The 12528-nt window shown below is 34.6% G+C and carries 10 protein-coding genes; 4 read left to right on the top strand and 6 right to left on the bottom strand.

Annotated features, from left to right (window positions below; all coding sequences use genetic code 11):
• Nucleotides 1–99 precede the first annotated feature (99 nt).
• The 4 genes from AB1422_11150 to AB1422_11135 form a co-directional block, all read right to left on the bottom strand.
• Entirely contained in the window at nt 100–555 is a 456-nt protein-coding gene (locus AB1422_11150; GenBank protein ID MEW6619872.1) for a hypothetical protein, read from the bottom strand.
• A 19-nt stretch (nt 556–574) separates the two neighbouring features.
• Nucleotides 575–1600, bottom strand: a complete 1026-nt coding sequence (locus AB1422_11145) for a 6-phosphofructokinase (protein ID MEW6619871.1) — start codon at nt 1598–1600, stop codon at nt 575–577.
• Nucleotides 1601–2040: 440 nt separating this feature from the next.
• Complete coding sequence (locus AB1422_11140) at nt 2041–2952, bottom strand: excisionase family DNA-binding protein (GenBank protein ID MEW6619870.1); 912 nt, start codon at nt 2950–2952, stop codon at nt 2041–2043.
• Nucleotides 2953–3038: 86 nt separating this feature from the next.
• On the bottom strand, nt 3039–3488 hold the full coding sequence (locus AB1422_11135) for a hypothetical protein (protein MEW6619869.1): 450 nt from the start codon (nt 3486–3488) through the stop codon (nt 3039–3041).
• A 1308-nt stretch (nt 3489–4796) separates the two neighbouring features.
• On the opposite strand from AB1422_11135, the gene AB1422_11130 reads away from it, so the two are divergent.
• From AB1422_11130 to AB1422_11115, 4 genes are all read left to right on the top strand, one after another.
• Nucleotides 4797–6287, top strand: coding sequence for an oligosaccharide flippase family protein (locus AB1422_11130; GenBank protein MEW6619868.1), 1491 nt, complete (start codon nt 4797–4799; stop codon nt 6285–6287).
• 316 nt (nt 6288–6603) lie between these two features.
• Nucleotides 6604–8040, top strand: coding sequence for a radical SAM protein (locus AB1422_11125; GenBank protein MEW6619867.1), 1437 nt, complete (start codon nt 6604–6606; stop codon nt 8038–8040).
• Between the two features lie 15 nt (nt 8041–8055).
• Nucleotides 8056–9105 (top strand): GNAT family N-acetyltransferase, encoded by a 1050-nt coding sequence (locus AB1422_11120; GenBank protein ID MEW6619866.1) that lies wholly within the window; start codon nt 8056–8058, stop codon nt 9103–9105.
• A gap of 12 nt (nt 9106–9117) precedes the next feature.
• The gene (locus AB1422_11115) at nt 9118–10905 is read left to right on the top strand and encodes a hypothetical protein (protein MEW6619865.1); all 1788 of its coding nucleotides are present in this window, start codon (nt 9118–9120) and stop codon (nt 10903–10905) included.
• Here AB1422_11115 and waaF read toward each other — a convergent pair.
• Nucleotides 10902–11957, bottom strand: a complete 1056-nt coding sequence (gene waaF, locus AB1422_11110) for a lipopolysaccharide heptosyltransferase II (GenBank protein MEW6619864.1) — start codon at nt 11955–11957, stop codon at nt 10902–10904. The genes AB1422_11115 and waaF overlap by 4 nt on opposite strands.
• Nucleotides 11958–12333: 376 nt before the next feature.
• On the bottom strand, nt 12334–12528 hold a 195-nt coding region (locus tag AB1422_11105; GenBank protein MEW6619863.1), incomplete at its 5' end, for a hypothetical protein.

The raw sequence follows: 12528 nt of genomic DNA, 5'->3' as shown, positions 1-12528 counted from the left end.
AATAAATTATCAAAGAGCAGATTATGTTAACAAGATTTATCTCAATTTTTAGTTTTTTTAAATTTAGTTATATCTTGCTGGGGGATAGTCTGTCTTTTTTTACTTGACATTATACCGCACATCTTTAACTTCTTGTTTTAACATCAGGTCATAAATAAATACTATTCCCATCCCAATTACAAAACTGCTTATTAATCCGGCTATTCCCCACAAGGTAATTAACCCTAAATCTATCATCCGGGTTGTATATGCCGTAAGTAAGGAGGGTAACTCACTAATCACCCACATAACAAATCCATATCCCAGCCCTCTTTTTATTTTGGTTCCTGGCAAGGCGTTAATTAACAAAACAAAAAGCAGACCAAAAAGTATACCCACAATTAAATCTGTAAGTGCTGTTTGTAGCAGCCATTGAGTTGGGTCACCATTTAATCGAGGTGAATATAGAGCGGGAAGAATATAATAGCTTTTAAACAGCTTATATTTTAATAAATTTAAAATCACCCTGATTATTCCGGCAAAAAAACCTACAATTAAACCTTTTTTAAATTTCAATTTTCTACCTCCGACCTCATTACTTAAAGAGTATTTGAGCTAAATTCCACCATTGTTGGGTAACCATTTTAAGTTCTGCGACTGCCTCTTTTAAAGGAGCAGATTGTATTTCATTTCCTTTTAAGCAGACCATCTGTCCAAATTGCTGGTTAGCGATTAAATCTACCGCCTTTACTCCGACACGAATGCCTAACATTCGGTCAAAGACCGTTGGAGCCCCACCGCGTTGGATATGTCCAATGACTGCCGCCCTTGTTTCAAACCCGGTTCGCTTTTTAATCTCTTCCGCCACTCTTTCTCCAACACCTTTTTCTTTAAGAATAATATGCCCAAAGGCATCCTTTTCCTGCTCCTGTTCAGCCATTCCTGGTAATTCGACGGCTTCAGAGGTAACAATGACGGCATAAGGTTTTCCTCGTTGCCGTAGTTTCTTTAAATGGTCACACATTTTATCCAGGTCAACCGGAATTTCTGGAATCAATATCCAATCTGCCCCACCGGCAATACCTGTAAAAAGAGATACCCAACCAGCATATCTACCCATTACTTCTAAAACCATCACTCTCCGATGTGACTGTGCGGTATCCCGCAATCGTTCTAAGGCATCTACGGCTACGGTTACCGCACTATCAAAACCAAAGGTATAATCAGTGCATGACAGGTCATTATCCATAGTTTTAGGGACTCCAACTACTTTTACCCCTGATTGATAGAATTTCTCTGCAACACCCAGAGTATCCTCACCACCAATGGCAATGATACAATCTAATCCTAATTTTTTAATATTTTCTAAAACCTTCTCTTTATCCCCTTCCTTTTTAAAAGGGTTAGTTCGCGAGGTGCCAAGTATTGTTCCCCCTTTTGAAATTATTCCCTCAACATCGTTTATATTAAGAGACTGTGTCTCACCATTAACCATTCCTTTCCAGCCATCTTTAATGCCAATAACCTCATATCCTAAATCTATTGCCCTTAAGACTATCCCTCTAATCGCCGGATTAAGTCCCGGACAGTCTCCACCACCAGTTAACACTCCTATCTTCAATGTTAATCCCCCTTTCTATTAAATTTATTTGTTTAATATTATTATACGGTAAAAGGATATTTCTGTCAAGAAAAAAATGTAGATTACTGCAATGTGTCAGTGAAATGAGGGGAATTGGTAGCCCGAGCTTTTATACCCACAAGTGAGATAAAAAGAAGGCGGTGGTGGGACAAGAAGCCTTTTTGGATAAAAGGTTATGGTTAAGAAACCGCTATGAAGTTGGGTTAGAAAGTTAGTGATAGTTAAAAAAATTGCGACCTGTGCAGGTAGAAAATTAAGGAAGCAGATTTTTAATAGTAAGCGGGTGGATTTAGTAAGCGGATTTAACGGAAAAAGAAATAAAAAAAATCCGTTCAATCCGTTCAATCCGCTTACAATAAAAAATGTAATCTGTTTAATCAATTATCCTTTTATTTCTAATTGCACAGGTCGAAAAATTGCTAATTTTTTAATTTTTCTAATTCTTTTATCTTTTCTTGAATTTCCAATCTTTCAGGATCAATTTTAAATGCTTTCTCAAGTCTCTTCAGTGCCCATAACAGGTAAATTTTATCAGATTTCATTTTTTCGCAATAGATTTCTGCAAGTTGGAGATGAGCATCTCTATGGAATGGATAAATCCGCGTTGTTTCTTTAAAATATTCCATAGCATTATCTATATTTCCAAGTTCTTTTTCTTCTATCGCCCATTTATAAACCAACTCACTCTCTTGTTGCTCAAGATATCTTTCGATTTCTGTTCTTCTGATTTTCCATCTACCAATATGTATTCCTCTAATTTCATTGTTTATAACCATTTCGTAAGCCTTCAAGTACTGAACTCTAAATATCTCAGATAATTCCTTTATCGTTAATAGTTCTTCTTCAATGGAATTTGAATTGTGAGAATTTAATTCCTGGGGAGTTATCCCCATTTTCCCCAAATATAAATGTATATCTCTATCTTCAAAATCAATTTTTAGTCCTTTTTCAAATCTTTGTTTAGCCAGTTCATAATATGTTTGGTCTTCTTTTATATTTTTATAATAAATTTTGCCTAATTCAAGGTGAGCAGATTTATTCAGGGGATATATACTGGTGGCATTCTTAAGGCAGTCAACTGTATTGTTCACATCTCCTATATTTTCAAATTTCTTCCCTTTGACATAAAAATTTTGGCTTTCTTTCCAATTAATATATCGATACGGCTCACTCTTCCTGAATCGAACTGTTTTACAGCCTAATTTAATTGCGCGGAGCTCCTTCCCATACAATCTCTTAAAGACGGCTAATGGTTGGACACGAAGAATATCTGCTACTTCCTCTACGGTGAGGAGAAAAATATCTTCTTTTGCCTTCATTTTTTCTCCCATTCGAATTTTTATCGATAATTTAAAATCCCGATACCCTTCTGTCTCGAATAATCTAAACTTTTTGCGATATGAAACCTTTTCTTATTTCATAATCCTTTTTTCTTCTTCTTTAATTTATAGAGATTACGGAGTCTTTCTACACTTCTAAAACTTATTTGTAATTCTCCCAGTGCATTAAATTCCTCGGCAATTACTCGATTAGGAACTGTGGGATTTTGAACAATTAAAGTTAGAATTTTCCCAATATGAGCATCTGAGATTTTGCGAGCGTTTTGTTTATAATGGTTCCCATGAAATAGTGATTTAGAGCCTACTTCGTGGAAACGTGTTTTTATGTTGTGGAAAGCTCTGTCGGTAAAATTTAACATTGGGGTAAAAAATGTCGCCGCACCGCCGGCATAGTGCATTATTATCATCACAAATTTTACCAAAACTTTCTTTTTCTTATCTATTTGGAGATTAAAACCTTGCTTAAAGGTAACCTCTACTAAATTTTTACTTCCTTCTACCGGTGCTATTTCAAATTTCCTTTTCATTAATCTCACCTCTTCATTAATTTTCTTTACATCTTTTACAGATGTAACCAATTATTGTCCCTTTAAAGACTACTTCTAAATAATCTTGTCCGTCAATATAAGATTGACAACAATAACATTTCAATTCCATCTTTAATTCATCTCCTTATTCGAATTTAATATATAAATATCCCTCCTGGGGTGAATATTTAATGGAAAATCTCACGATAGGCAGGCATAAATATTATTTTACCCAATGCCGTACTCAATGTGCACATTTAAGCTCCACAAGACGGCATTGGGCGAAGGAGAAGTGAGCAATTATAATATAACATATTTTAAGAAATTTGTCAAGTCTTTTTTTATCTTTTTTTATCTTTTTTTATCTTTTACTTATTTTTTTACTTAAGTGCTTATAAAATAAAGTTTTTATTGGCAGACAGCAATTTTTCCTGAAAATCGGGGTTCGGGAATTTTTGTAACCGTTCAGGGATATAGCCACAGAGTCACAGAGAACACAGAGGGAATATATAAGCACGAATGAACACAAATAATAAAAAGATTCCACCTGTGCGATTAGACTAATTCATCGCCCAGACGCAAAGGAAAAATAAATGTAAAATAGGAAATGAAAAATGGGAAATTTTAGTACTTCGCAAGACTCGTTACCTTTCAGTTATACATTTTCATTTTACATTTCTCATTTTACATTATCCATTTTACATTTAACCGCACAGGTCGAAAAGATTTGTAGTGCGAGGCTTTGTATGTGTTTAGCGTGACGATATTTTTCCCCGACGCTGAAAGCGTCAAACTTCACATAACCGTAGATGCAATCTACGGAAGAAACACATACATGCACTCTGCGACCCTGAAAGGGTCGAATTTTATCCCTCGTTTAAAATTCAACCCTTTCAGGGTTGAGAGACATCGTAGATGTCCATTTCCGTAGGTTTCACCTACGGTTATGTAAAATTCAAACCTTTCAGGTTTGTATCCAATGCATAAATACGCTAAACACATACGAGGCTTTAGCCGCGCACTACAAATCTTTTTGTATTTGTGTTCATTCGTGGTTATATATTCCCTCTGTGTTCTCTGTGACTCTGTGGCTATATCCTGAACGGTTACAAAAACAGCAATTCTCGGTGAATTTTTAGAAACTGAATTCACCTATGTTGAGGAGAGATAGAGAAAAAAATTTTTCGTAAAGATTTTGAGAGGAAAATAAGGAATAATGAGTCTCTATCTAATTTTTCACCGAGAATTTCTGTTACAAAAATAAACCCTTGACTTTCTTATCGTTATATGTTATATTAATCAAAGCAAATGGCAAAATTTTCTCTTTCAGATAAAGTCGCGATAGTTGTCTTATCCAATGTTATTAGTGGAGTATCTGGATTAGTTCTGAGTATGATACTTGTCAGAATATTATCTATATCTGACTACGGCACTTATAAACAGATAATGCTTATTTCGACAATAGTTACAGTTATTTTCTCATTAGGTATTCCACGAAGTATCGCTTATTTTATTCCGAGAGTAAAAATTGAACGAGCAGGATTTGTCATTCAATCAATTATCATTTTATCACTGTTGGGATTGACTTCTTCTTGTATCCTCTGGTGTCTTTCTAAAAATATCGGAGATTACTTTAATAACCCTGATTTATCAAAGTTACTAAAGATACTGAGCATATATCTATTTTTTACTTTCCCGGCGGCATATTTTAACTATTTATTACTTGCGGTAGATAGACAAAAATTATCTGCTGGTTTATCGATAGTAAACACTATCATTGCATTTATAGTTATCATTCCTTTATTTTTAGGTTATGGATTAGCCGGGCTAATTAACTGGATGGTAGTATTTGGCAGTATTTCCTGCGGTTTAATGCTTTTCTACACCGTATATTTAATGAAGGGATGGGAATTTAATTGGAATCCTCAATTACTCCGTTCCCAATTGAAATATACTCTCCCACGAGGTTTGGCTGAGATTGTGGGCGGATTAGGGGTAATGGTCGATAAGATTGTAATTTCTATATTCTTCTCGGTTCAAAGGTATGCTATCTATGCGGTTGGGACATCTAAGGTAGCATTGGTCGAGATGCTATTTTTGCCAGCAGGAAATGTCTTAATGCCAAAATTTAGTGAACTGCATCACCAATCTCGGAAGGAAGAATTGATTCAACTCTGGCATAAATATATAAGCAAAATAGCCCTAATTATACTACCGATATTTGTATTTTTATTTACAATGGGTGAGGAAATTATAACTTTGCTGTTCACAAAAAATTACATCGAAAGCACCAATATCTTTAGAATTTATTTATGTGCACTGCCGGTAAGAATGCTTCTTTATGGTGAGGTTCTTGAGGGGATAGGTCAAACTAAACCTATCTTTGCCGGTGCCGCCCTATTTTTTATCTCAAATGTTATCCTTAATCTTTTGTTCGTTCAGATTATGGGTTTTATAGGTCCGGCAATCGGTATCTTGTTATCTGCATATCTCACTATATTCTTTTATTTTTTTATCATAAAACACTCATTAAAAATTCCATTTGACGGTATTCTTCCCTGGAGAAATCTTATTAATATCTTTATAGTTGCTTCAGGTTGTGGTCTCTTAATTTATCCTATTACCATTTTTAACTATCCAGATTTATTCACTCTTTTAATGGCAGGATTAGTGTTTATATCGGTTTATATTATTTTGATATTTAAGATAGGTATAATTACTTCTGAGGATATTGAATTTATAAAGAGATGGTTAAGTCTAAGGATATGGTCGTCTCAAACTATGAAAGAAACCAGGTAACCGTTCAGGTGGTAATTTACCGCAGAGACGCAGAGGAACAGAGAAGAGATTGAAATAAATCAGACAACAGAAAAGATTATTGAGGCAATCATTGTCCTACATAGGCCCTCAAAACCAAATTTGTTAATCAATCATGATATGTCGGTTTTCAAAAGCTTGCTCTGATGAAAATCCGTGATGGAATGAAGCATGTGGTAAATAGTTTTTAATTTTTTCTCTGCGTCTCTGCGGTGAACGGTGACGAAACCAGGGAGTGCAAAGAGGAAAAGCATTAGAAACGGATTACCTCAGTTTCGTTTTAATGGAGTTATTAACGATGAGACTTCTATTAATAAATCCACCTCTATTTCATCCATCTGCATATTCAAGATATTTAGAAGATGAGCCAGTAGAATCTGCCTTTGCACCTATTGGACTTTTCTCTATTGGCGCGGTATTAGAGAAAGATGGCCATGAGATAAAGATTATTGATGCATATCAATATAATTGGCAACAGTTGGAAAGACAAATCAGAGATTTTTGTCCTCAAATTGTAGGAATTACGACGCTGTCAGACCAACGGGGTAGCCTATTTAAATTAATATACCTGGTTAAAGCAATAGATAAAAATATTAAGGTTATTTTAGGTGGTCCACATGCAACATTAATGTATGAACAGATTCTTACCAATTTCCCGGTGGATGGAGTAATAATAGGAGAGGGAGAAGATACTATGCGGGAATTGGTAAATACCTGGCAAAATCAGGGAGAAATAGGAAAGATTAAAGGTATTGCCTATCTCCATAACCAAAAGGTGATTACTACTGAGGAGCGAGAATCTATTAGTGACCTTGATTCACTCCCATTTCCTGCTTTCCATTTTATGGATTTTAATATGTACACCGGAGGATATTTACTTCGTGAGATAGCTGAGATTAATGGAATAAATTATAAAGACTTGCGAACCGGTTATCTTATAACCTCACGCGGATGCCCTTTTAGATGTGAGTTTTGCTCGGTGAACAAAATCTGGCGAAGTAAATGGCGGGCACGGTCGGCTTCAAGTATTATGAAAGAGATTGAGTGGCTATATAATGACTATAATTGTAATACCTTTGCTTTTATAGATGATATCTTTTCTGTTGACCAAAAAAGGGTTATTGAGCTTTCTAAAATGCTCATAGAGAAAAAACTTAATATATTATTCTGGGGATTTCAAACAGGTGTAAAATTTGTATCTGAGGAGATGCTAAAGATAGCCTATGAGGCAGGATGTAGATTTATTGGTTTTGGAATTGAATCAGGTTCGACAGATGTTCTGAAGAATGTTACTCAAAAAATACCCTCAAGAGATGAAATGGTTAATGTCTTGAAATTTACAAAGAAAATTGGAATTACTACAGGTGCCTTTTTAATGGTGGGAAATCCAGGCGAAAATAAACAGAGTATAAATGAAACAATAAAACTTCTGCAAGAAACTCGACCGGATATTATTCAATTACAGATTGCGATGGTCTTTCCTGGGACCGGCTTATACGAAAGGGCAAAAAAATATAATTTTATGGATGATAGTTTCTGGCTTTCTGATAAACTTGCACCTTATTATACTTGCGAAACGGATTTAAAAAAATTAATTCAATGGCATCGAAAAATCAAATATTATTCAGACGGAAATTTAAAAAGAACTTTACAAGGTATCAGAGATGTAATTGAATTACATACAGGTTTAAAAATTACAAAAAGGGGAATAAAAAAGGTTAAAATTCCTGTATAAATTCAGGCAATAAAAATGGAAAAACTATGGTCTGTAAGAAAATACACAAAGGAAGATAAAGAATTGCTTTTTAAATTATATGAGGAAGTATGGGGCAAAGAGATTGCCCAAGTGTGTAGAAAAAGATGGGACTGGAAATTTGAGGATAATCCCAATAACCCCAAAGAAGGTCCTTTTATTCGGATATTAGAATATAAAGGCCAATTAGCCGGATTTATCTGTGGCATATCTACCAAAGTGTTAATTAACACAAAAACCTACCAGGCATATTGGTTAGTTGACCATATGACCCATCCTAAATATCGTGGCAGAGGGCATTTGTTAATCAAAAAGGCTTATGAGGAAAATCCTTTAAATATTGGTTTCCCAACGGAACCCGCTTATTTACTTTGGAAAAGAATAGCTGGTTTCGATGTCCATATATCTTTTAATCCATTAATGAAAAAATCTGTTAATCTGGAAAACACCGTGACTAAATTTGTTAAAAACAAATTAATACCTAAATTCATTACTCTTCCTTTAAATCTTCTTTCTGATCTTATCTTTAAACCCAAAAAATCCCCACTGATAACTCTTACTCAAATTTCGTCCTTTAACTCCCGAATAGACGACTTCTGGAATCGTATCTCTAAAAACTTTAATGCCATCTCTATCCGTGATATGAAGTATTTAAATTGGCGGTTTGTTAGATGTCCGGATGTCCAATATACTATCTTTTTAGCCGAAAAGAAAAAGGAGATATCAGGATATATTGTCTTACGAGTCTATCAAAATACAGGTTACATAGTTGACTTTTTAGCAGAGAAAGAAGGATTTGAGAGTCTTATCTGGCGGGCAACAAAATATTTTAAAGAACAAAAGGTAAATTCTATCTGTTGTTTAGAGCCTAAAAATGCCTTCTATTTAAAGACCCTTAAAAAATGTGGCTTTTTTGTGAGAAAGGGCTCTACGGTCTATAGATATATTGGCCGGTCTATAATTCCCGATGTGCCGATGGAGTTTTTAAGAGAACCCAAAAATTGGTTTCTTACCCTCGGTGATTCTGACCTGGATATGATTATATAGGAAGGTGCTAAAATGAAAAATTTATGGAGAAACTATGGACTCATTCTCTTTGGGTATATTATCTTAACTATCATATTTACTTACCCAATAGCCTTTAAAATTAATACCCCTTTTGCATTCCCTACTGGAGACTTCGGACTAACCTTATGGAATCTATGGTGGGTAAAGAAAGCCTTACTTGAATTACATACTACACCATTTTTTACATCAGAAATTTTTTATCCCACAGGTACTACTTTAAGTCTTCAGCAATTCGCCTGGGATAAGCTATTATTAGGTATTCCATTACAACTAATTATGGGAAGAATAGCTGTATATAATCTGCTTTTCTTATTTTCGGTTGTTGTAAGTGGATTTGGAACCTATCTATTAGTAAAACACCTTACTGACCATAGACCTTCTGCATTCATTTCGGGTATTATCTATGCCTTCTGTCCGTATCATTTACTCCACTATGGTGTGTTAGACCCTTTAAGTATTGAATGGTTTCCTTTCTTTTGCCTCTATTTATTAAAGATGTTTGAGGGAAACAGAACAAAAAATGCAATTTCCGGAGGGATTTTTTTAACCTTGATATCTTTATCATCCTGGTATTATATGGTGTTTGCTTTTCTTTTTATCATCATATTTATCCTGTATTTCTTAATATTTGAGCGTGAAAAAATCCTTTGTCTAAATTTTATCAAGCAATCCCTTTTTATGATAATTACCTTTGGAATATTAATCTTCCCATTTGCATATCCAATACTTAAAGGTTTTATCACCTTTAAGCCTTTACGGCAGATTCCTATGCAAACAAGTTTGTATGGATTTAGTTTTTCTCCTTTTCTCTCTGTCTGCTGGTTTGTATTTTATGGATATATAGTCATAGTTTTAGCCGCATCTTCTCTATTTAAAATGAAAAGGTATATTGCAATATTCTGGATAGTAATAATTTTTGTTTTCTTTATCCTCTCTGTGGGCCCTCATCCTGTCTTTTTAGGAAAGATATATGATAACATACCTCTGCCGATGTTAATATTACATAAGTTACCTGTATTGAGTCTTATGCGAGCTCCATGGCGATATATGGTAATGATAATGTTGTGTTTAGCAGTATTATCAGGATATACATGCAAATATTTTTCCAGGGGAAAATACGCTATTATGGTATTAACTATTATATCCTTGTTAATATGCTTAGAATATTTAATTATACCTTTACCTGCTTCTAAATTTACTCCATCACCAATTTTTGCCTATTTAGGAAAAGAAAAAGGAGATTATGCGGTTCTCGAACTCCCTTTTAAAACAATGATTCATGACGGAGACAATTATGTTCAAGGTCTGAATATGTATTTTCAAACCATCCATCAAAAGAAGATAATAGGGGGATATATTAATCATCCATCTCCTGGTGTTAGAGAATTTATTTACAACACTCGGTTTATCAATATATTTACAAATCCCTCTGAGATTAATACAAAAATTACACAGATAAAACAGGCAGATTGTATAAAAATTTTAAAGGAATATAATATTAAATATATTATAATTCATAAAGAAATGTTTTTTAATGAAAGATTCAAGCCTTTTTCACCTAAATCAAGGCAGGAAAAATTTCTGAGAGGATTAATTCCGTTTGCTTTAAATCCAGTTATAAAATTGGTACTGGATTCTAACACTCAGTCAATATGCCAGATTTTTTCAAAGAAAGAAGATATGGATAACTTTCTTAGTTCTATGCATAATTTATTTAAAAAGCCTTTTTATGAAGATGAAAAGGTTATCGTGTATAGAACCTTTAATAATTACAATTAAACAAGTTTTTGGCAAGCCGAGATGACTTCTTGCGGTGATATTTCATTCATACAGGCAAAGTGTTTTTTCGGGCATTGACGGGGACCATGCAAACTACAAGGTCGGCAGGCAAGTCCTGAACGCTCCACCACGACAAAATTCTCACCATAAGGTCCAAAACCAATATCCAGGGTTGTTGGACCAAATATCGCCACCGTCGGTATCTTAAAAGCCATCGCAATATGCATTGGCGCGGTATCATTCGTAACGAATAGATGACATTTTGAAATTAAGGCAGATAATTCTTTAAGATTTGTTTTACCAGCGGCAATAATTGGTGTAATTTTCATCTGTTTGCTTATTTTTTCAGCTATTTCTGCGTCCGCCTTACTTCCAAAGATAATAATTTTCGCCTTGTAGTTTTTGCTTAATTCATCACCCACCCGGGCATAACCTGAAGTCAACCATTGTTTAGTTTGCCAGATAGACCCCGGGGCAAACCCGATTAAAAAGTCATCTCCAACATTGTTTTCCTCAAGGAATCTTCTGGCAAAATTCTTTTCTTTCTCCGATAAAAAAATACTTAAATTTTGCTCAATTGCCTTAATTCCCAATCCTGTGGAGGCTAACTCTAAATTCCGCTCTACTTCATGCTTATTTCTTAAATATGGGACTTTTCTCGTCAACAAGAAAAAGCCAGCACTTGTGTTAAATCCAATTCTTTCAGGTATTTTAGCTAAATAAGCCAACAAACTGCTTCGCAGTGAACGATGTGGAATGACCGCAATATCGAATTTTTCCCTTTTAATCTTTTTTACCATTTCCAGGAATTTAAAAAAGCCCCTATCTTGTCCCTTTTTATCATAGACAATTATCTGATTAAGATAAGGATTTCCATCTAAAATCTCTTTCCCTTGCGGTGTAGTTATAATAGATAATTCTTTGTTTCCTGCTTTCTGCTCCGTGTTTCGTGCTTTGTGCTCCATACTTCCTGCCGTGGCAATGGTCTGCAAAAGTGGTGTCCCTAAAATCACATCTCCAATAAATGCTGTTTGAATAATCAAGATTTTCATTTTCCCCTATTATACATTATTAATCTTGCACCTGTCAAGGTTGAATTTTAGTAACCGTTCACCGCAGAGACACAGAGACGCAGAGAAGAAAATTAAAATTTATGGACGATACGCTTAACATCCCTGATTTTCATCAGTGCAAGCTCTTGAGTACAACAACATTAAACTTGCCCTGATGAAAATCAGGGATGGATTAACAAATCTGGCTTGCCTGCTGAACAGTCGGCAAGCAGGTCATAAGTATTTCAATGGCTGCACCAATAATCTTTTCTGTTATCTGATTTATTTCCATATCTTCTCTGTTCCTCTGCGTCTCTGCGGTAAAGGACTACCTGACGGTTACGAAATTTTTTTGTTGACTCAGGAAAAATTTATACTATAATATCTTCAGAATGTGCAAAAAGCAAATTCCTATTAGTAGAAAAACACTCACCAAGGATAAACTGGTGATAATCCAGCCAATTTGTTCCATCAGTCCATCTTCATATTTTAACTTCACAATGTAATTTTCCCCTGCTGGCAGATTGACCTTTATCAAACCCATTTCATCCTGACTAACTTTTAATTGAAT

The organism is bacterium (assembly GCA_040757115.1).
In the GTDB taxonomy this organism is placed as follows: domain Bacteria; phylum UBA9089; class CG2-30-40-21; order CG2-30-40-21; family SBAY01; genus JBFLXS01.
Note: the sequence above shows the minus strand (reverse complement) of the source record. Positions and strands in the feature narration are given on the sequence as shown.

Bases quoted from the DNA above. Each gene is read 5' to 3' on its own strand.
- AB1422_11140 (MEW6619870.1), bottom strand. From the start codon at position 2,952: ATGGGAGAAAAAATGAAGGCAAAAGAAGATATTTTTCTCCTCACCGTA.
- AB1422_11135 (MEW6619869.1), bottom strand. From the start codon at position 3,488: ATGAAAAGGAAATTTGAAATAGCACCGGTAGAAGGAAGTAAAAATTTA.
- AB1422_11130 (MEW6619868.1), top strand. From the start codon at position 4,797: ATGGCAAAATTTTCTCTTTCAGATAAAGTCGCGATAGTTGTCTTATCC.
- AB1422_11125 (MEW6619867.1), top strand. From the start codon at position 6,604: ATGAGACTTCTATTAATAAATCCACCTCTATTTCATCCATCTGCATAT.
- AB1422_11120 (MEW6619866.1), top strand. From the start codon at position 8,056: ATGGAAAAACTATGGTCTGTAAGAAAATACACAAAGGAAGATAAAGAA.
- AB1422_11115 (MEW6619865.1), top strand. From the start codon at position 9,118: ATGAAAAATTTATGGAGAAACTATGGACTCATTCTCTTTGGGTATATT.
- waaF (MEW6619864.1), bottom strand. From the start codon at position 11,957: ATGAAAATCTTGATTATTCAAACAGCATTTATTGGAGATGTGATTTTA.